A 21,552-nucleotide genomic window follows, 5' to 3' on the forward strand; every position below is an offset into this window, starting at 1 on the left:
TGACGTATGAATATGACATTTAGATGGTATGGTCGTGGCAATGATACAGTGAAATTAGAAGATGTGAAGCAAATACCAAATGTAAAAGGTATTGTTTGGGCACTCCATCACCTACCAGCAGGAGAGGTGTGGACTAAAGAGGCTATTCAAGATGAAGTTGACTATATTCAATCGTTCGGATTCCATACAGATGTCGTGGAAAGTGTCAATGTCCATGAAGATATTAAATTAGGATTGTCAACACGTGATCAATATATAGAAAACTATAAACAATCTATTCGCAACCTTGGTGAAGTGGGTGTCAAAGTTATTTGCTATAACTTCATGCCCGTATTTGATTGGACACGTACAGATTTATTCCATCCATTAGAAGATGGCTCAACGGCTCTCTATTTTGATAAGGAAAAGGTCATGAACTTAGATCCACAAGAACTAGTGAATGAAGTAAGCGCTTCTTCAGATTTAACCCTTCCAGGATGGGAACCAGAACGATTAGCTCGACTCTCAGATTTATTTGAACAGTACAAAGAAGTAGATGAAGCCAAACTTTGGGACAACTTAGCTTACTTTTTACAAGCCATTTTACCAGTTGCGGAAGAGGTAGGTATTCAAATGGCAATTCATCCAGATGATCCACCATATACCATCTTTGGCTTACCTCGCATTATTACAGGAGCAGAAAGCTATGAAAAATTAATTAAAATCTCTGATTCCATGGCAAATGGCTTTACGTTCTGCTCAGGTTCAATGGGAGCAGACCCACAAAATGATATGGTAGCCATCGCTGAAAAATATGCATATCGTGCTCCGTTTGCTCATATCCGCAATGTCAAGATTATGGAAAATGGTAGTTTCTTTGAAACATCGCATTTTACATCGGATGGCTCAATCGATATTAAAAATATTGTCCGTGCATTAAATGACCAAAACTATGAAGGTTATGTACGTCCAGATCATGGTCGTCATATTTGGGGAGAACAATGTCGTCCAGGCTACGGCTTATATGATCGAGCACTTGGCATTATGTATTTAAATGGACTTTGGGATGCTTATGAAAATCTGAAGAAATAGGTGACGTGTATGAAAGCACTACAAGTAATCAAACCTTTTGAAATGGCTTTAATTGACGTAGCAGAACCAGTAATAACAAAGTCAACAGATGTCCTTGTTCAAACAGAATATGTTGGTATTTGTGGCTCAGACATGCATATTTATCATGGCTCGAATCCATTAGCGACATTGCCTCGTGTACCTGGGCATGAAGTTGCTGGCCGAGTGTTAGAGGTTGGTCAAGACGTACAAGGTTTAAAAGCTGGTGACAAGGTTGTTGTCGAACCAATTCGTTATTGTGGTGAGTGCTATGCTTGCCGTAAAGGACAACCAAATGTCTGCGAACAACTTTCTGTTTTTGGTGTTCATGAAGATGGAGGCATGCGTGAGCGTTTTGTTGTAGCTGAAAAGCAATTGCATAAAGTAGCAGACCACACCTCTTTAGAAGAGGCAGTCTTAATTGAACCTTATACAATTGGCGCGCAGGCAGTATATCGTGGTGAATTACAGGCTGGTGAAACACTATTGATTCAAGGGGCCGGACCGATTGGCATTTGTATTTTAAAGATGGCTAAATTAATAGATGCACGCGTGATGATTTCTGATCTGGATCCAGCAAAGCTCTCATTTGCAAAAGAACTTGGTGCAGATGTAGTTGTTAATGTAAACGAGCAAGATTTATTAGAGGCTGTTAACCAATGGACAGATGGAGTAGGTGTCAATGTATCTATTGATGCAGTTTGTATTCCACTAACATTTAAGCAATCTATCGATGCTGTTTCAGTTGCTGGGAGAGTAGTAGTCCTTAGCTTTGGAGAGGAAGCCATTGAGCTTGCCCCACTACCAATTACGAAAAAGGAATTATCGATAAAAGGCTCACGTTTACAAACATTCCAATTTGAAAATGTAGTGAAGCTTGTTGATGCTGGAAAGCTACAGCATCAAGGTTTAATTACACATACTTTCTCATTACATGAAGCAAAAGAAGCATTTGAATATATAGAAAAAAACCAAAATGAAGTACGTAAAGTTATTTTAAAAGTAGGTGAGTAAGGTGCATGAAGCATTGCAAAATAAAGTGGCTGTTGTAACGGGTGGTAGTGGTGTTCTTTGCTCAGAGATGGCAATGGAATTGGCTAGGCAAGGTATGCGAGTTGCTATTTTAAATCGTACAGCGCAAAAAGGAGAAGCAGTCGTCCGATCGATTACAGAAAATGGCGGAGAAGCAATTAATTTTTCTGTGGATGTTTTAAACAAAGAGTCGTTAATAGCAGCGAGACAAGCAATTTTACAGCAATATGGTCAAATTGATGTACTGATTAATGGAGCGGGCGGCAATCATCCAGATGCCATTACGGCTGATGAAGTATATAAAGAACAATCGACTACACCAAATTTCTTTGAATTAACACCAAGTGGTTTTGAAAGCGTATTCTCGAATAATTTTACAGGAACATTTTTGGCTGCCCAAGTTTTTGGTGAAGCATTGCTGAGAACGAAGGGCACAATTATTAATATTTCATCCATGAGCTCCTATGCCCCTATGACAAAAGTGCCTGCATATAGCGCGGCAAAGGCAGCGATTAATAACTTTACGCAATGGATGGCGGTGCATTTTGCAGAAGCAGGTTTACGTGTTAATGCCATTGCACCTGGATTTTTTATTACCGAACAAAACCGTAATTTATTGCTAACAGAAGATGGTTCATTAACTGCACGTTCAGAAAAAATCATTGCAGCTACACCACAAAAGCGTTTTGGAAAACCACAAGATTTATTAGGAACTTTATTATTTTTAGCTGATGATACATACTCAGCATTTGTCACTGGCGTAACAATTCCTGTTGATGGTGGATTTATGGCTTATTCAGGCGTTTAACAAAGGGGATTTATTTCAAATTTAGGGGTGAATGATATGAAACAACAAGGTATTTTTGGAGACGGCAAAACGGTTGTAATTGTCATGCTATTTTTAGCGGGTGTCATTAACTATTTAGATCGTTCAGCACTATCAATTGCAGCACCATTTATTCAAGAAGATATTCATCTAACGTCAACCCAATTAGGGATTATCTTTAGTAGCTTCTCTGTTGGGTATGCCATTTTTAACTTCTTAGGTGGAATGGCTTCCGATAAATTTGGTGCCAAGTTAACGCTATTTGTAGCGATGATTGTATGGTCTTTATTTAGTGGAGCAATGGTTTTAGTCGTTGGGTTCGCATCGTTGATTATTGTTCGTATTGTATTTGGTATGGCGGAAGGGCCATTGTCATCAACCATAAATAAGATGGTGAATAACTGGTTTCCTGCGGATAAACGTGCCTCTGTAGTAGGGCTAGCCAATAGTGGTACGCCACTTGGTGGTGCAATCGCAGGTCCAATCGTTGGTTATATTGCATTAGCATATGGATGGAAATATTCATTTATTGCGATCATGATCCTTGGATTTATTTGGGCAATCGTATGGTTTAAAGTGGTGAAAGAAAAGCCAAACAAAGAAGACAGTGTAGAATCAATGGCAAACTTAGAGATTGCAGCAGAAGATATCAATCATAGTCGTGGTCTATCTTATTATTTAAAACAACCAACAGTATTATTTACTGCTTTTTCGTTCTTTGCCTATAACTATATCCTATTCTTTTTCTTAACTTGGTTCCCAAGCTATCTAGTAGAAGCTCGTGGAATGGCTGTAAAAGATATGAGTATTGTAACGGTTATTCCGTGGATTTTAGGATTCCTAGGTTTAGCATTGAGTGGAATTGTCTCAGATTTCATTTACAAACGCTTTATGCGTAAGGGAGTTTTATTCTCTCGTAAAGTCGTTCTAGTGACATGTTTATTCTTAGCAGCTGTATCGATTGGCTGTGCAGGTATTGTAACAACAACAGTTAGTGCTGTTGCGCTTGTTGCTACCTCTGTTTTCTTCTTATATTTAACAGGGGCTATTTACTGGGCAATCATTAATGATGTGGTGGAATCTAAGTATGTTGGATCTGTTGGCGGCTTTATGCACTTCCTTGCAAACACAGCTGGTATTATTGGGCCAACTTTAACAGGTTTCCTAGTAGACAGAACAGGAACATTCTCCGCAGCTTTCCTACTTGCAGGTGGCTTAGCGGTCATCGCTTCATTAGCAGTTATTAAATTTGTTACACCAATTGTTCATAAAGAATTAGCTTAAAAATAGAAAGGATGGATTCAAATGAACAATCAATCAGTTATTAAAATTCATCCGATGGACAATGTTGCCATAGCCTTGAGTGATCTTCCTCAAGGCTTTTTACTTCCATTGGATGGAAAGGAAATAACGTTACAGCAACAAGTACTACGTGGGCATAAGATCGCCATCAAGACTCTTTCTAAAGATGCACACATCACGAAATATGGTTTTTCAATTGGTCATGCGACAGAAGAAATCCTAGCAGGTAGCTGGGTTCATTCCCATAACATGAAAACCAATTTATCGGGTGAATTAAGCTATGAATTTAATCCAAAAACACATCCCGTAGCAGAGTCTCGTCATGCACAGCGCACGTTCAAGGGGTATCGTAGAAAAGATGGTCAGGCTGGTGTACGAAATGAAATTTGGATTATTAATACGGTTGGATGTATTAACAAAGTAGCTGAAAACTTGGCGAAGTTAGGCAACCAATTATTGAAGGCTGACAATTTTGATGGTGTACAGCATTTCGCTCATCCATATGGTTGCTCACAACTTGGTGATGATTTAACGTATACACAAAAAATCTTAGCTAATTTAATTCATCACCCTAATGCAGGGGCAGTCATTGTATTAGGGCTAGGATGTGAGAACAATTATATTGAGCTCTTTAAGAAAACAATTGGTCATTATGATGAACAACGCGTTTCCTTTTTAAATGTTCAAGAATCAGCAGATGAAATGGAAGAGGGTCAACAACTGCTTGAAAAAGCCTTTGACTATGTGACGACATTTGACAGACAAACATTACCTATTTCAGAACTGAAAATTGGTTTGAAATGTGGTGGTAGTGATGGTTTCTCTGGCATTACCGCTAATCCGATGATTGGTGTATTTTCTGACCAGTTGATCTCAGCTGGAGGTGCAACGGTGTTAACGGAAGTTCCAGAGATGTTTGGTGCTGAACAGATTTTAATGGAACGTGCAAAAGATGCCTCTGTTTTTGAGGATATTGTGCATTTAGTAAATGACTTTAAACAGTATTTTATGAAATATAATCAACCTGTCTATGAAAATCCCTCTCCAGGAAATAAAGCGGGTGGAATAACAACATTGGAAGAAAAATCACTTGGCTGTATACAAAAAGGGGGCTTTCAAGAGGTAAAAGAAGTGCTTGATTATGGCGAACGTATGACAACAAAGGGGCTACATTTACTAAACGGTCCAGGAAATGATCTTGTTTCAACAACAGCACTGGCCTCAACAGGCTGCCAAATCGTCCTTTTCTCAACTGGTAGGGGAACACCCTTTGGAGGACCTACACCAACAGTCAAAATTTCAACAAACACACCACTTTATGAACGAAAAAAAAATTGGATTGACTTTAACGCAGGGCAGTTAGTGGATGGGAAGCCGATGGATGTATTAGTCGATGAATTTATGGATTATATAGTAGCGCTAGCTTCAGGTGAAGTGCAAACGAATAATGAGAAATATGGATTCAAAGAAATCGCCATTTTTAAAGATGGCGTGACGATGTAGGAGAGAAATGACATGAAACATCCTATTAAAATTATGCAAATAGGTGATGGGAATTTTATCAGAGGCTTTTTTGACCTAGCAGTTGAAAAACTACAAGTCCCTTGCAGTATTGTTTCTGTCGCAGCAACAGCAAGAGGAAAAACAGTTAAACTGCTAGAAGAACAACAGCTGCAATTCACTGTGATGGAACGTGGGCTAAAAAACGGTGAGGTCGTAGAAGAAGAAACCACTATTAAGATTATTCAAGATACTATTCATCCATATGAAAACTGGCCTACATTTTTACAATATGCACAGTCTGAGACATTAGAAATGATTGTGTCTAATACAACAGAGGCAGGGATTTATTATGAAAATATTCCTTATCCTACGGCTTGTCCCACAAGCTATGCAGCAAAGTTAACCGTCTTTCTAGAACAATATTACAAACATTTTCAGGGTGAAAAACAAGTGGCAATTGTGCCTTTGGAATTAATAGAACAGAATGGCTCTACATTAAAAACAATTTGTCTACAGCATGCTAAAGACTGGAAGTTGCCTACAGCATTTAATGATTGGCTTGCTACGTTAACTTTTTGTAATACACTTGTAGACCGTATTGTAACAGGTTATCCACGGGATTATCAGGGGGAGGATGCCCTTTACACAGTTTGTGAACCGTATTTCTTATTTGTAATTGATCAAAAAGAGCCATTTAAACATTGGCCAACAAGTCATGATTTCCCTTTTGTCTTTGATGAGTTAGACATGTATCGAAAACGCAAAGTTGCCATTTTAAATGGTAGTCATATTTTGTTTTCAGCATTCGGCAAGATTTTTAACTATAAAACTGTAAGAGAGGCATTTTCTCATGCAGGTGTTCGAGCCTTTATTGAAAAAGTAACAAACGATTTTATCCAACGCTTCCAAGTGGATGAGCACTATCAGCAAGATGTCTTTGAACGTTTTTTAAACCCATTTATTGAGCATCAGCTATATGATATTCAATTAAATGAGTTATCCAAGTGGCAAACACGTATTGCCCCTTACGCTGAAACAGAAATATACTATCAAGCTTTAGCAATAGGGATATATGCAATGAATCCAACACGCTTTTCCGTGCGTGAATCTGATCAAACTATTGAAAAACTGACTGAAATCCATAACTATTTTGAACAAGGTCAGTCAGAGCCAATGCAACAATTTATCGAACAATATTTCCAGTGTGATGCAGCAGAGGTTATTCAGCAATTATCTACAATTACTAGTTTATTGGAGGCAATAGCATGCGACAATTAATCATTAATGAACCGTTTCAAATGGTGGAACGTGAAGTATACAAGCCTAGTATTGAAGGAAGTCATGATGTTTTATTAAAAATCACGCATATTGGTGTATGTGGAACAGACACACATGCTTTTGCAGGTGAACAACCATTCTTTAGTTATCCACGAGTGTTAGGGCACGAACTAGCTGCTATCGTGGAAGAAGTCGGTGAAGCAGTTAAGGACATCCAAGTAGGAGATCGTGCAACAGTTATTCCATACATCCATTGTGGAGAGTGTGTTGCATGTCGTCGAGGTCAAACAAACTGCTGTAAATTTTTGAAAGTATTAGGTGTACATATGGATGGTGGTATGGGCGAATATATCGTAGTTGATGACAGTATTGTAATTACTGATAATGCTGTGTCAGGTGACCAATTAGCCATTGTGGAACCATTAGCTATTGGTGCCCATGCAGTACGTCGTTCGGAACTAACAGAAAATGATACAGTACTTGTTATCGGTGCAGGGCCAATTGGATTAGGAGCAGCACGTTTTGCTAAGTTACGCGGTGCAAAAACAGTATTAATGGATTTGAACGAAGAACGTTTAAAAGAAGGACAGGCATGGTCGGAAGCGGATGGTGTGATTGTTGGTAGCCATGACATAATGGCGCAGTTACATGAAAAATTTAATGGTGAACTTCCTACAGTTGTCTTTGATGCAACAGGCAATCAACAATCAATGGAATCCTCATTTCAATACGTAGAAAATAGTGGCACATTAGTGTTTATTGGTTTAATGAAGAAAACCATTACATTTAATGATCCTGAATTTCATTCAAAGGAATTAACATTGAAGAGCAGCCGTAATGCTACGTTAGAAGATTTTGAGACGGTTATGAACTACATGCAGTCAGGAGCTATAAAGAAAGGCTATGTTACGAAGCATATTGCATTCGATGAAGCTATTTCTTACTTTGAGGCAAAACAATACAACACAAATAAAGCACAAATCTATTTTAAATAATGGGGAGGATTTTCAATGAATATTTCTGTACCAGCATTAAAAAAAATAGTAGTTCAAAAATTCACAACTGAAGGTGTTGAAGCTGAAACAGCAGCGCAAGTAGCAGATGTTTTGATTTATGCCGATTTACGTGGTGTCAGTTCTCACGGTGTTATGCGCGTGGAGCATTATATAACACGTTTACAGGCAGGTGGAATAACGAAAAACCCTCATTTTACAGTAGAAAAAAGAGGCACAAATCACCTTCTTTTTAAGGGGGATAATGGCTTTGGGCATGTCATTTGTAAGGAAGCTATGGATGAAACCATTAAAGTGGCTAAGGAACATGGCTCATGTACAACGATTATTCAAGAGAGTAGCCATTGTGGGGCACTCGGCTATTTTCTTGAACAAGCCACGAGTGAAAATTTAATTGCTATTATGTGCTCTCAAACGGACTCCGCAGTTGTTCCTTTTGGCGGAAAAGAGCCTTACTTTGGTACGAATCCAATTGCTTACGGTTTTCCAACCAACGATAAACCGATTATTTTGGACATGGCAACAAGCAATGTAGCGCTAGGGAAAATTCTATATGCACGTGAAAAAGGGGAGACAATTCCAAATACCTGGGGAGTTGATGCACAAGGAGCACCAACTACAGACCCACACCAAGTAAAATCTTTAACACCGTTTGCAGGGCCAAAAGGATATGGTATGGCACTTGTAGTAGATGTTCTTTCTGGAATTTTAGCAAGTGCAGCTTTTGGTCCTCACATTTCAAAAATGTATGGTGATTACGAACAGAAACGTAATCTAGGACAATATTTATATGTATTAGATCCAAATATTTTTGGAGATGTAGATCAATTCAAAGCAAATATCTCGAAAATGATAAATGAATTACATGATGCGCCAACAGCACCAAATTTTGATCAGGTACTAGTGCCTGGTGAAATTGAACAGATACGTAGTGTGGAAACAATGGATAAGGGCATTGACTTACCTGAACAAGTATATAACTATTTGACTAGTTAATTTAACCAGTAAAGTATGCTATGCTACATAATACCAAGGAGAGTTTTCATATTATAGGTAGGAGATTGATTTTAGTGAAAAAAACAACAATTGCCGATGTTGCACAATATGCAAATGTTTCGAATAGTACAGTATCGCAATATTTGAATAAGCGATATGAATATATGAGTACAGAGACTCGTAAGAAAATTGAAGAGGCTATTGAAGCATTGCAATATCGTCCAAATTTAATGGCTCGTAGCTTAAAACAGAAATCTACCTTTACAATTGGTATTATTGTGGCGAATATTATCCATGACTTTTCAACAAAAATAATAAATGCATTGGAAGCAGAGTTCGATAAAGAAGGCTTTCATATGATTGTGTGTAACTCAGCGGATAACCCTAAAAAAGAGAAAAAACATATCGAAACTTTACTAGAAAAACAGGTGGATGGCTTAATCGTTTTTCCAACAGGAGAAAACAAAAATCTCTACATAAGGCTTCATCAACAAGCAATGCCAATCGTTTTTATTGACCGTTTTATTGAGGGAGTAGATATTCCTGCTGTATTGCTTGATAATTTTTCTGCCATGGATACGGCAGTGGAGACATTTCGAAAGCAACCAATAGCCATTATCACTACTTCTTTAGCCTTACCGATTACTCCTCGTGTCGAACGTTTAGAAGGATTTCGTCAAGCGCTCAGAAATAGGAATCTGTTGATCGATGAGCGCTATATAAAAAATGGTGAGCCAGCTCAGATGACAGAGATTTTTAATCAATTATTTACGTTGGAGCAACCACCAAGAGGAATCATTGCGGCAAATGATCGTATTTTCCAAGAATTAATGCTTTATATTAAAAAAAGAAACTTACATGTGCCTAATGATGTACAAGTAATTGCTGTGGATGATGTACCATATGCCAATTTTTTAACACCTTCCATTACAACATTGCAACAGCCCATTTTACCAATGGCACAGAAAGCGGCATCATTGCTCTTAGCAAAAATTAAAAAAGAACATCTAGCTGATGACCACAAACTATATCGCTTCAAACCGATATTAATCGATCGAGATTCAACTAACTAAAAAGGCAACCCAAAGCTATGAACTTAGCTAAGGGTTGCTATTTTTAGTTGCACAGCTATTCATCGATAGATATGATTATCTAAAGGAATACTTTTATGTCAAAAAAGACCAATCATTCATTTTGGTGATAGAAAGGGGACTTATGAGCATTGCTAGGAAGTATTGGCTCATTCTATTTGGCTTTGGTTTCTCGTATTTAGGAAATTGGGTGAATCTAGTTGCGCTCAATTTATTAGTTTGGCATTTAACAGAATCGCCTACTGCTATGGCGAGTATATTTATTGTAGGACCGATTGCTCGAATTTTAACAAGCTTTTTTGCAGGCTCCATCATTGATCGATCGAATAAACAAAAATTAATGATCTATAGTGATATTATTCGTGGCATATTGATTTTATTGTTACCTTTTACGTCCTCTATTTGGCTCATCTATTGTGTTTTATTTTTATCTAATATAGCAAGTAGCTTTTTTGGGCCAAGTAGTACCTATTATATTTCGAAATATATACCAGATGAAGATAAACAATCCTTTAATGCAATATTAGGAATGTTTAGCTCAGGCTCATTTTTAATTGGGCCAGCATTGGCTGGGTTTATCATTGCCATTTCCAATATTTCTATAGCGTTTTGGTTTAATGCTTTGACGTTCTTTATCTGTGCACTCTCCATTTTTAAGCTTCCCGCAGTAGAAGATCATCAGGACATGCACCCAAAACCCATTACTTGGAGGATGCTAAAAGAGGATTATGGTATTGTCTACGCCTATATAAAAAAAGAGCAAGTCTTTGCCAAAGTATTTCTTTATTTTCAAGGTGCATTGATGATTGCCTTTGCATTAGATTCACAGGAAGCTACATTTATTAAACAAAACCTTCAAGCTTCAGATAGTCTATATGGTGTCATCGTTAGTATCGCTGGAATTGGAGCTATTATTGGTGGAGCAATGGCTGCTCGCTATGCTAAAAGATTTTCAACAAGACAATATATTGTCTATGGTCTGCTTTTGACCACACTTTGCTATACATTGTTTTACTCTTCACCGAATGTGGCAATGGCGATTATTAGCTTTATAGCATTAGGAGTATGTATGTCATTTTGTAATGCGGGCTACAGCACCTTTTATCAAATAAGTGTACCGACATCAATTATGGGCCGTTTTGGTAGTGTTTCAACGATGGTCATTAATGTGCTACAGATTGTCTTTACGTTAGCCTTAGGGTTGCTATCGGAATGGCTCTCCCTACAAATGGTCTGCATTGTCTTTGGAATTGTAGCTATTTTCCTCTCCCTAGTTTTATATGTATTTATGCATTCAAAATCTGCCTATGAAGGTTTGAAGGAAGAGATTGTCTAAAAATCCTGTCAGGTGGAAACTTAATTGCTTTTAATGAAGGTAGAATTATTGGATAGATAGCGTTTAAAGGATGTTATTTTAGTAAAAGTTAGCACTCATATAATGATAAAATCATTCCAAAATAACCTTATGTCATAATTTGAGGAGGTTAACATGGCTAATTCAAGACATCGAAAACCAGATGATCGCTCCAATAATGTTGAACGCATTCGTGATATTGTTAAAAATACTGAGGAGAAAGTGCAGGAAGCAGAAATTAGTATGGAATTTGCAGATCCTCTAGAAAGTAACAGGCTAAAGGAAAAAAATAAGCGACGTAAACAGTCAATTGAAGCTTTAAAAGATGAAATGAAAGATGAAATGACAGCACGAAAAAAAGGTGAAGTTTAAAATTAGTTTCTAGAAGAATCAAATGTGATTCATGATATTGCCTTCGCTCACCATTTCCCAATAGCCAAAAACAGATGGATTAGATGTTCCATAACGGACCTCTATTGCCATCTGTTTTTTTGTACATTAACTGGATCTTTTTACATAAACACTAAATTAAAAAAGTACGTATATGAATTTCTTAAAAAAATGAACCTTTTCAAGTAGTCATTTGTTTATAACGTAGAACCATCAGAAAGGAGTGCCTTGGATTGACAGAACGTGAATTATTCGATTCATACAACAAAGATGTTTACCGTACCTGTTATTATATGCTACGGAATGCCCAAGATGCGGAAGATCTCTGCCATGATGTATTTGTCACCGTCTTTCGTCAGGATTGGAGAAGTGTAGAGCATACACGTGCTTGGATTTTACGGATTGCGATGAATCAATGTTTAAATTTGCTTAAAAGAAAGCAGGCTCAGTTAAAAAAAGTGAGTCAGGTACAGTTGCTACAGGAGCAAACTACGGCATCAGTTAAATCTGTAGACACCATTGTACTGGAGAAGGCAGCTGAGGAGGAGTGGGAGGCACTACTCAGACAGTTACCAGAAAAGTTAATGGCTGTTGTCACCCTCCGCTACATTGGTGAGCTATCATTAGTGGAAATTGCGGAAACCCTAAAGATTCCAGTGGGAACAGTGAAATCGAGACTCCATAAGGCATTGAAAATCATGCGCAAAAAACTAGAAAAAAATCAAAATTTATTTTTGAAGGGAGAGAATCAATTTGGAACGCATTGAAAAGAAATTGAAAAAAGAGATGAACGCAGACCATAACATGAAGTATCCTGACTTTGAACAAATGTGGAATGGTATCCAGCAGGATGAATTAAAAATGGTAAATGAACCGATCGAACTTCTACCTCGAAAAAGGAAGAGATTTGTTTTGGTCGCAGGATTAGCTGTTGCTCTAATGGCTACACCTGTCTATGCAGCACTGAACTATGATTGGTCAACTATTCTATCTTATAGAGCTGGTATTCAGTCGGCATTAGACCAGGGCTTAGGGCAGACGATTGAGAAATCCGTTACGAAGGATGGGTTTACGTTGACCGTACATACGGCGTTTATCGATGATAACAGAACCTTTCTTTTGTATAGTTTGAAACCTGATGCCTCTTGGGATGGAGAGGATATAGGTTTTGAACATACCGGGCTTAAAGATTCAAAGGATAACTTTATTGAAGGGAATTATACACATTCTTGGAATGAGGAGCTTGGTACCTTTCAGGGTTATTTTGAAACGGATTGGGTTGCTGAAGGACAGATGACAGACGTGGAGCTTATGATGGAGAATATTCAATTCATCAGCGATAAAAAATATTCTATCGACTATAATCCAAATGACTTAACTACGCAAGTGTTCCCTATTCAAAAGGACGGAGTTGACACAGTGTCTATTCAATCTTTTGCACAAGATGAGGGTAAAATATTGCTTAAAACGGCAGTTACACTTACAGATTTAAAAGTCCGAAATACAGGGATATTCATTGAGGCGATTAATAATACGAATCATTCAATTGAAACAGGGAAAAAATCTTTCATGGGAAGACAGGGAGCAAAAGGAGAATATTTTAGTCAGCAACTATTCGAGTCTGAAGCTTTACAAGAAGAGGGAACTAAATTCCAAATTTCTTATAACCGTATACTAGAAACAAAAGAAATTACTTGGAATATGCAACTAAATCTCTCTAAAACACAACTGGAAAATACGTCATTTAAGCAAGTATTAGATATTCCAATTGATAATGTGCCTGGTGGCACTAAAATTCATGAAATGACGGTTACACCGACCCAAGTTCGATTAGTTCTTACTCAAGAAAAATACGAAACTTTCCCTTATATGGATTATCAACTGGATGTAGGTGGAACCTTATTGACTGGATATATTTCGGGTAAAGTTGGAAATCCTAATAAAACAGAGCTGCGCTTTGAAATAGCTGGACTAAATGCAGCTTCTTTGGAAAATCAACCTTTAACTTTCGTTGCTAAGAACCGTGTTGAAGGTTTATACGGAGACGATAATTCAATCCAATTAACGAACATATCAGCAAAGCCTCAAAGTGTAACATCTAATATAGCAGGGTACCCAATTTCATGGACGTATTATATGAAGGACAATAACCTTTATGTGGAATCATTAAGCCCTGATCCAGGGTTTGCTGGAGTCAATCAAACCTATTATTTAGAGGATAAAGAAAAAATCTATGGGACGCCTGAATTTATGGGCATTCTTGAAAATAATAAAAGAATGGATGTTTATGAGAATTTTGACAAGGAGGAGCTAGAAATTCTCATTTATAAATATTTAACTAACAAGCCAAATGATGAGCTACGTATACCCCTTACATTTGGAAAATAACTAAATTAGTAACCCCATCTATTTGACTCTCACTATTCAAATAGATGGGGATTTTTGTTCTAAAGATTAAAAAGCTTTACATAAAAAGAAATGTATCATATAGTTTAGTTAACTTAAATAAATTAATTATTGTACAGGAGAAGATACATGACCTCTAACGAAAAAACACAAAAATCTTTTGCTTATAAGCTTGGACTAGGCATTATTATCTTTTCACTTTCTTTATGGTTAATCCCAATTATTACACCTTTCACACCGATACCTACAAAAGTAAAGGCAGGGATTATACCAGGAAGTATTATTATGGCTGAAATCTTATTTTGGCTTGGTGCTTTACTTGTTGGAAAAGAAGTAGCCAACAAATTTAAAAGCTATCTAAATCCTAAAAAATGGCGAGAAAAAGGTGACACTCAAAAAAATGAAGAATAACCAGGTAGCAGAGCAAATAAATCAAACCATTGAAGATATTTGGATCATGCTTGAGAAAATGGAAAGGGCTTATACTAATTTCTCCTTAAATAATCAGCAATATGTTCTTTTAACATTAGTGATGCGTCATCCATCCTGCTCGCCTTCAGAACTAGCAGATAAAATGGCTATTACAAAAAGTGCAGTGAGTCAGCAATTAACCAAGCTTGAACAGGATGGCTATATAATGAAAAGGCAGCATGAGGAGGATAAGCGTGCCTTTTCTGTCGAATTAGGTGAGAAGGGTCTATTATATAAACAGGAGGTCGAAGCCTTTAATCAACAGATTACAGAAAAGTACCATGCTCACTTAACAACTGAAGAGTTAGCTGAAATGTTAGCTACTCTAGAAAAAATGAAAAAAATACTGTGTGAATTTTAGAAAAAATTTGACATTCTATTGGGTGTGTCTTATAGTAACCCTTAATAAAAAAGGGGGAATAAACATGGTCATTACTCTTGTCCAATCATTCACAACAAAACATCATCATAATCACTAGTCTTGCTATCTTTATTAACTTATTAATATTGAATAGGAAGACTATTTCTCATGTAATCGTATAAATAAAGCTGATTTGAAGCTTTATCGCTATACGGTTTTTTTATTGCTCAAAAAATGAGGAGGAGATTATGATGAAAAAAATAATGGACTATCAGAATGTTCGAGGAACACAAGATTATTTACCAGAGCAAGAGGCTACTCGTCGTGTGATACGACGTACGTTAGAAGATACATTTATAGCCTATGGCTGCAAGCCGTTAGAAACACCTATTCTTAACTATACAGAGTTGATGGCTTCTAAATATGCTGGTGGTGCTGAGATTTTAGAGGAGATGTATACATTAACAGATCGAGGTGAGCGAGATTTAGCGTTACGCTATGATTTAACAATTCCATTTGCAAAAGTTGTAGCGATGAATCCAGCGATTGCTATGCCATTTAAACGATATGAGATTGGCAAAGTGTTTCGAGATGGCCCCATCAAGGCTGGTCGTTTTCGCGAATTTACACAATGTGATGTAGATATTGTTGGGGTAGAATCACAGGCTGCTGAGGCGGAGCTAATGATGATGGCGATAGATGCCTTTGATCAGCTTAAACTTAAAATTAATCTCCAATATAATAATCGCAAGCTTTTAGTTGGTTTACTGCAATTATTTGAGGTTGAACAGGAACAAATGAATCGAGTTATTTTAACATTAGATAAGATTGAAAAAATAGACGAGAAAACAATGCTCGCAGAATTGAAGGCATTGGGGTTATCAGATAATAGTATTCATAAAATAAAGCACTTTTTAGATGAACGTCCTCAAATAAGTATGGCGTATTTTGAAGGATTCGCGACTGAGAATGTCTTTTTACAACAAGGTTTACAGGAATTAATGGAACTAACTTCTTATTTAGAGGCACTTGAAATAAGTGACCAATGTATTTTCAATCCATTTTTAGCGAGGGGACTTGAAATTTACACAGGAACAATTTATGAAATTTTTTTAGCAGATGGAATAATCCGCTCAAGTATTGGTAGTGGGGGACGCTATGACAATGCTATTGGTGGCCTTTTAGAGACAAATCAAACCTATGCTACTGTTGGTATTTCATTTGGTTTAGATGTCATCTATACAGCATTGGAGCTTTCGGGAAAAACAGAGCAAAACGCTCCTAGCGTGGATATTTATATTATTCCTCTGGGAACAGAAAAAGAGGCACTAAAGCTAGCAACTGCATTACGGCGAGAAAAATATAAGATAGAAGTTGAGCTAAGTGGGAAAAAAGTGAAAAAGGCGATGGAAAAAGCCAATCGTGAAAACACACCAAAGGTTATTGTATTAGGAGATAACGAGGTCAATCAAAATATGTATAAAATAAAAGATATGAAAAGCGGTGAGGAAGAAATCGTTGCATTTATCTTTTAAACACCATAGCATGGAAAAAACGGCTGATCCCACTCTATTATAGGATTTGAGCCGTTTTTTGGTTATTTTTTCGATTTAAAAACCAGTTTCCATATCAAGATGTTGATGAAGAAAAGCACAATGAAATATATAGTGGAGCCGTATGTTATCTGACTAGCTATTATATAGTGCAGCCCTACAAGTAAACCTAAAGGGAGCAATAACAAAAGAATCTTCCAGCCTTGCGCATCATTAACTTCATCATAGGGTTTGGTAAAGGGTAATTTGTTTGTCATCATGACGAAACAAAAGATGGTATATAACCAACTTGTTACCAAAACAGCTAGTAAATCAGGGATAATTCGAATACCATAAATATAGCTAAAGACTATACTTAGTACTAAAAATAACGGAGTATACAATTTAATTAAAAATGCCTTTAAGCTACCTTTTTGTAAATCTGTATAATCTTTAAGCGGTAGCGTTTTATAAATCCATGCAGCCTTATATTTAGCAGAGTGACCAAGCATAAGGACAGCGGATGGTATAATCATCATACTAAAATAGATATTTAAATAGCTCATACTACTAGCATAATCGACTTCTTCCCCTCTGCTAAAAGTAAACATGAAAATAAAGGGAATAATAAATGAAAAGCCTAAAGATGGGTAGACCTTTAGCTTAAACTCTCGCTCTTGCTTCATCATCAGAGCTGCGAAGCGATAGAAAGCTCGTTCCTCGTGTGTTCTACACACAATGGTTAATAAAAACGACTTTAGTCGATTGTTCTTTTCCTTTTTAGACTTACTTGTACTTAGCAGTTTTTGGAGATTGCGTTCAAAGGTTGGTATGAGTTTAATATAGATCCAAATCGAAATAATAGGTACAATCACTGCTAAGATGGTATAAATGACTGTCAATAAGGATGTGTCACCATGCAGTATGAGTTCATAAGGGGCAGCGAACCACATCGGTATTAAGAAGAGGTTCCACCAATGAAACGATACTACCATATCTAAATTGACGAATTCAAAGGATCGAATAAGAACTTGGTAGCCAATCATCAGCATTAGAGATAAAGCGATTTGTACATAATTAATCATATCCTTCAGCTTTTCACCATCGAAGAAGCGTAAAATGGCAATATATAAAATGGCTGTGATGGCAACTATAAATAAATTCATTAATAGAATCTCAAGACCTGTTAAAATAAAAAACACAATACCTTGAGTAAAAAGGCTGACTATTAGAGGGATGGCTGTTAGGGCCAATGTTAAATAGGATAAATAAATAAAAATATGCATAAATTTTGCTGCATTAATTGTTTTAGCTGAAATAGGCTTAGTTGAAAGTATGCTTTTATCTCGTACATCTAAAAGCACAGAAGAAAAGTCAGAAATCAATGAAGTCATAATCAAAAAGATGATCATTGCAAAGGCGATACTCATCTGAAATAGAAAATTTTGACCAAATCCCATAAGCGGGATGAGTATAAGCCCGAATAACATATAAATCCATAGAGACTTAATGTAGCCATACTTTTGATTGTCTTTCTTTTTGTTTTGATTAAATAGGGTAGGTACTTTCCGTTCATCCATTGTTAATTTTATATGGAGGATTTTTCTCATCATGTCATAATCAATGCCCATTTTTATAAAAAGCCATCGGAACTTATCAAGCAATCGTAGCGTTTTGAAATCTGTCATAATTGTCCCCCACGAACGACGGACACGAATTTTTCTCCGATTTCCTGATGTTCATGAAATCCTGTTAACTGGTTAAAAATTCTTTCTAATGTTCCTTCAGTATTATCTGCTTTTAATTGGGCAAATGTTCCGTCCGCTGCAATTTTTCCATCATACAGCAAAATGATGCGGCTACTGATTTTTTCAACGACATCCATAATGTGTGATGAGTAAAATATAGTCTTTCCATTGGCAGCTAGTTGCGTTAAGATTTCTTTAAAAATCATGACACTGTTTGCGTCTAGGCCATTGATTGGTTCATCTAAAAATAGCAGGTCTGGATTATGTATAAGGCTTGCAATAATTAGTAGTTTTTGACGCATGCCTTTAGAATAGGAAGAAATTCTAGAATGGTATGCTTCACCAACTCCAAACAGTTCCATTAGTGATTTGGATTTGTCAGCCGCCTCCTCTAGCTCTAATCCATATAGCTGGCCGATGAAGGTTAAATACTCATAGCCTGTTAAGTTATCATAAACATCAGCGATTTCAGGGACGTAACCAATTCGCCGTTTATAATCAATTTGGTCTTGTCCTATGCTTTTCCCAAAGAGCTTAATTTCGCCACCAAAATCACCTTCTAGCCCTAGAATAAGTTTTACAGTTGTACTTTTACCCGCGCCATTGGGGCCGATATAACCGATGATTTCACCTCTAGCTGCGTGAAGGTCAATCCCTTTCAAAATTTCCTTGTTTCCATAACTCTTCGTTAAATTCGTAATTGTTAAAATCTCTTCCATTTTATAGCCCCTTTCAATTATTTTGGAAAATTAACCATAATTACACTATATCATATTAAAAGAGATAATATTCCTTATGCTAAAATGAAACCAGTTCAATCAAAAATAGAGAGATTTTCTTATATAAAGGGAAATTTAAAAACGGAATAGATTTATTATTTTAAGGTAAATACGCTTTATTTATAGTTGGCTTATTTCAAAAAAGTGAGGTGAATGACACATGAAAAAAATTGAAGTGGTATTGTCTGACTATAATCCAAATTGGGCTATCTTTTTCAATATAATTCGCCCAACATATACCCTGAAAAAAGAGCCTTTCATTCAAAAGGTGATTACTCAAGCTAAAAATGAAGGTTATGGAAAAAATTAAAAAAGCCATTCTAAAAAAAATTAGAGAATGGCTTTCTTCTATATAGTAGTCTATTTAGCAAGTTCAACAACTGTATCATAAAAAATATTAGTTGCTACAATAATATCCTCATCTGAACTGTATTCTAAAGGATTGTGACTAATACCATCCTTTGAACGGACGAATAGCATCCCAATCGGGGCAATTTCAGCTATATTCATTGCATCATGCCCAGCACCACTTATGAGAGAATAAGGACGTATACCTTGCTTTTCAATACTTGTAGTAAGTTGCTGTTGTAGTAAGGCATCGGTTTTTGCAGGCTTAATGCGCTGTAATACTTTAGAAGCCAATGAGACATGTCTTCGTTCAGCAATTTGTTGAAGCTGTTGCATTATTTCTTGCTCTAATGCACTTACTTTATTTTCGTCAATATCACGAAGATCAATCGAGAACGTAACTTTACCTGGTATAACGTTTGTCCCATTTGGGGAGACCGTTAGCTTACCAACCGTTGCAACGGAATCTGTTGTATTGGTTAATAGTTGCTCAATAGCTAAAATCATTTCACTTGCTGCAGTTAGAGCATCCTGACGAATCGGCATAGGGGTTGCACCAGCATGTTCACTGACACCCGTTACGGTTACCTCTAACCATAATGGGGCTGCAATACCTGTGACAACACCGACTGGTAGGTCTTCATTTTCTAACACTTTTCCTTGCTCGATATGCATTTCTAAATAAGCTTTTATGTCATTACGATGCACTTGTGTTAAAGGATAAGGTGATAAATGGAAATCTTTCATGGCTTCTTCGATGGAAATGCCAGCTTCATCTGTATGCTGTAATTGCTCCTCTGTTAAAAGACCAGCCATTGCACTACTGCCAAGGAGCCCAAAGCCAAATCTTGTTCCTTCCTCATCCTTAAAAGCGACAACTTGAATTTTTTTAGAGGGTATCAACTGTTGCTCATGCATAGTATGTACCACTTCAATAGCTGCTAGCACCCCTAATGCTCCATCATATTTGCCACCCTCTGGTACTGTATCGATGTGAGAACCTAGCATAATGGTTTCATTTCCTTCACCATATGTACCAATAAGGTTTCCAACTGCATCGATTGTGACATTCATACCTGCTTGTTCCATATAAGTTGTAACTAACTCAATTGCCTGCTTTTCTTCTGGTGTGAACGAGAAGCGGTTAATGCCACCTGTCTTTTCATTACGACCAATTTGACTTAAGTCTTGAAGATGCTGTACGAGCCTAACTCCGTTAATCATGACATCACTCTTTCATTTGGAATTGGAAGTGGCACTGTCCTTCACGTAAAACAAATTGATCATGTACCACCTCTAGGCTTTTATTGTACCCTTTAGCAATAGAGGGGTCGATGACTTTACAATACAAAATTCCATATTTACCCATATCATCATCTGCCCATTGTTGACCTAATGGGCAGTGAGTAAACGTTTGTTCAACCTCATTTTCCTTATAAACTGTATCGATTTCAAACAAATCACTGCGACCCATATCATAGTTAGTTAAATAATGCTCCACGGAATTTTCTAGACCGTTTGTGCGAGCACGTTGAGCAATACCTTGGCCTCGCTTATGACCAAAACGCTCTACTGCCCGCATAATCACTTGTTCACCAGCTTCTCCATATTCATCTACAACTGGCTTGGCAATCTGTGCAAACATTTTAGAAAATCGAGCAAACGGTGTTAAATCAGCAAATTTCTCTTCACCTACAACGATTTGGGGTAAGTATTCAAAGAAAGTATGATTTTCCCCTTCTGCTGTTGCTTTTTTCGCCATGGCTTCAGCATCCTTTAAACCAAACGCCTCTAAGCCTTTTTGTACTAATCTCCGACCATGCTCTCCGTACTGCTCTGTAATGGAGAGATGTAATTCTGTAAACATTTTTGCGGTAATTATGTCCATAGATAAAGCCTTCATCATTAATCTTTCCTCTGCCATTTTATGAGCCCCCTCATTAACAAATCATATTGATTTACTTGGATTTTATTTTTATTATAGAGGTGGCTAGTAATTTAAATCAAATGAATATTTACACAATCAACTATGA

At 36.9% G+C, this 21,552-nt stretch carries 21 protein-coding genes; 17 read left to right on the forward strand and 4 right to left on the reverse strand.

Annotated elements, in window-relative coordinates:
- Window positions 1–6 precede the first annotated feature (6 nt).
- The 16 genes from uxuA to C7B89_RS02375 all read left to right on the forward strand — a co-directional run bounded on the left by uxuA (window position 7) and on the right by C7B89_RS02375 (window position 16,647).
- On the forward strand, window positions 7–1,071 hold the full coding sequence (gene uxuA / locus C7B89_RS02300) for a mannonate dehydratase (protein WP_048393954.1): 1,065 nt from the start codon (window positions 7–9) through the stop codon (window positions 1,069–1,071).
- A gap of 9 nt (window positions 1,072–1,080) precedes the next feature.
- Entirely contained in the window at window positions 1,081–2,103 is a 1,023-nt protein-coding gene (locus C7B89_RS02305; RefSeq protein WP_048393955.1) for a zinc-binding alcohol dehydrogenase family protein, read from the forward strand.
- Window positions 2,096–2,929: an SDR family oxidoreductase gene (locus C7B89_RS02310; RefSeq protein ID WP_115673104.1), complete on the forward strand. Its 834-nt coding sequence runs from the start codon at window positions 2,096–2,098 to the stop codon at window positions 2,927–2,929. The genes C7B89_RS02305 and C7B89_RS02310 overlap by 8 nt, the downstream gene beginning before the upstream one ends.
- Before the next feature lie 36 nt (window positions 2,930–2,965).
- Window positions 2,966–4,231, forward strand: a complete 1,266-nt coding sequence (locus C7B89_RS02315; protein WP_048393958.1) for an MFS transporter — start codon at window positions 2,966–2,968, stop codon at window positions 4,229–4,231.
- 21 nt (window positions 4,232–4,252) lie between these two features.
- On the forward strand, window positions 4,253–5,752 hold the full coding sequence (locus tag C7B89_RS02320) for a UxaA family hydrolase (RefSeq protein ID WP_054549719.1): 1,500 nt from the start codon (window positions 4,253–4,255) through the stop codon (window positions 5,750–5,752).
- Between the two features lie 12 nt (window positions 5,753–5,764).
- Window positions 5,765–7,030, forward strand: coding sequence for a mannitol dehydrogenase family protein (locus C7B89_RS02325; protein WP_115673105.1), 1,266 nt, complete (start codon window positions 5,765–5,767; stop codon window positions 7,028–7,030).
- On the forward strand, window positions 7,018–8,025 hold the full coding sequence (locus C7B89_RS02330) for a zinc-binding alcohol dehydrogenase family protein (RefSeq protein ID WP_115673106.1): 1,008 nt from the start codon (window positions 7,018–7,020) through the stop codon (window positions 8,023–8,025). The genes C7B89_RS02325 and C7B89_RS02330 overlap by 13 nt, the downstream gene beginning before the upstream one ends.
- Window positions 8,026–8,040: 15 nt before the next feature.
- Entirely contained in the window at window positions 8,041–9,039 is a 999-nt protein-coding gene (allD, locus tag C7B89_RS02335; RefSeq protein WP_115673107.1) for an ureidoglycolate dehydrogenase, read from the forward strand.
- Between the two features lie 74 nt (window positions 9,040–9,113).
- Window positions 9,114–10,112, forward strand: coding sequence for a LacI family DNA-binding transcriptional regulator (locus tag C7B89_RS02340; RefSeq protein WP_103118977.1), 999 nt, complete (start codon window positions 9,114–9,116; stop codon window positions 10,110–10,112).
- Window positions 10,113–10,254: 142 nt separating this feature from the next.
- Window positions 10,255–11,466: an MFS transporter gene (locus C7B89_RS02345; RefSeq protein ID WP_115673108.1), complete on the forward strand. Its 1,212-nt coding sequence runs from the start codon at window positions 10,255–10,257 to the stop codon at window positions 11,464–11,466.
- Window positions 11,467–11,619: 153 nt separating this feature from the next.
- Window positions 11,620–11,856 (forward strand): small acid-soluble spore protein Tlp, encoded by a 237-nt coding sequence (locus C7B89_RS02350; protein ID WP_066037929.1) that lies wholly within the window; start codon window positions 11,620–11,622, stop codon window positions 11,854–11,856.
- Window positions 11,857–12,107: 251 nt separating this feature from the next.
- On the forward strand, window positions 12,108–12,641 hold the full coding sequence (locus tag C7B89_RS02355; RefSeq protein WP_115673109.1) for an RNA polymerase sigma factor: 534 nt from the start codon (window positions 12,108–12,110) through the stop codon (window positions 12,639–12,641).
- Entirely contained in the window at window positions 12,628–14,262 is a 1,635-nt protein-coding gene (locus tag C7B89_RS02360; RefSeq protein WP_115673110.1) for a DUF4179 domain-containing protein, read from the forward strand. The genes C7B89_RS02355 and C7B89_RS02360 overlap by 14 nt, the downstream gene beginning before the upstream one ends.
- 147 nt (window positions 14,263–14,409) lie before the next feature.
- On the forward strand, window positions 14,410–14,691 hold the full coding sequence (locus tag C7B89_RS02365) for a transporter suffix domain-containing protein (RefSeq protein WP_048393970.1): 282 nt from the start codon (window positions 14,410–14,412) through the stop codon (window positions 14,689–14,691).
- On the forward strand, window positions 14,681–15,112 hold the full coding sequence (locus C7B89_RS02370) for a MarR family winged helix-turn-helix transcriptional regulator (RefSeq protein WP_048393972.1): 432 nt from the start codon (window positions 14,681–14,683) through the stop codon (window positions 15,110–15,112). Before C7B89_RS02365 ends, C7B89_RS02370 begins: the two co-directional genes overlap by 11 nt.
- Window positions 15,113–15,363: 251 nt before the next feature.
- Complete coding sequence (locus C7B89_RS02375) at window positions 15,364–16,647, forward strand: histidine--tRNA ligase (protein WP_115673111.1); 1,284 nt, start codon at window positions 15,364–15,366, stop codon at window positions 16,645–16,647.
- Window positions 16,648–16,709: 62 nt separating this feature from the next.
- Here the strand turns inward: C7B89_RS02375 and C7B89_RS02380 are convergent, their stop codons facing one another.
- Both C7B89_RS02380 and C7B89_RS02385 read right to left on the reverse strand, forming a co-directional pair.
- The gene (locus tag C7B89_RS02380) at window positions 16,710–18,332 is read right to left on the reverse strand and encodes a hypothetical protein (RefSeq protein ID WP_115673112.1); all 1,623 of its coding nucleotides are present in this window, start codon (window positions 18,330–18,332) and stop codon (window positions 16,710–16,712) included.
- Complete coding sequence (locus C7B89_RS02385; RefSeq protein ID WP_115673113.1) at window positions 18,329–19,111, reverse strand: ABC transporter ATP-binding protein; 783 nt, start codon at window positions 19,109–19,111, stop codon at window positions 18,329–18,331. Before C7B89_RS02385 ends, C7B89_RS02380 begins: the two co-directional genes overlap by 4 nt.
- A gap of 220 nt (window positions 19,112–19,331) precedes the next feature.
- Here C7B89_RS02385 and C7B89_RS22890 point away from each other — a divergent pair, with 220 nt between their 5' ends.
- Window positions 19,332–19,481, forward strand: coding sequence for a hypothetical protein (locus C7B89_RS22890; RefSeq protein WP_155483378.1), 150 nt, complete (start codon window positions 19,332–19,334; stop codon window positions 19,479–19,481).
- Between the two features lie 50 nt (window positions 19,482–19,531).
- Here C7B89_RS22890 and C7B89_RS02390 read toward each other — a convergent pair whose 3' ends face one another.
- Window positions 19,532–20,743, reverse strand: coding sequence for a Zn-dependent hydrolase (locus C7B89_RS02390; RefSeq protein ID WP_054549706.1), 1,212 nt, complete (start codon window positions 20,741–20,743; stop codon window positions 19,532–19,534).
- Between the two features lie 4 nt (window positions 20,744–20,747).
- Window positions 20,748–21,443 (reverse strand): L-2-amino-thiazoline-4-carboxylic acid hydrolase, encoded by a 696-nt coding sequence (locus C7B89_RS02395; protein WP_048393979.1) that lies wholly within the window; start codon window positions 21,441–21,443, stop codon window positions 20,748–20,750.
- Between the last annotated feature and the right edge of the window lie 109 nt (window positions 21,444–21,552).

It is taken from the genome of Lysinibacillus capsici (assembly GCF_003367505.1).
In the GTDB taxonomy this organism is placed as follows: domain Bacteria; phylum Bacillota; class Bacilli; order Bacillales_A; family Planococcaceae; genus Lysinibacillus; species Lysinibacillus capsici.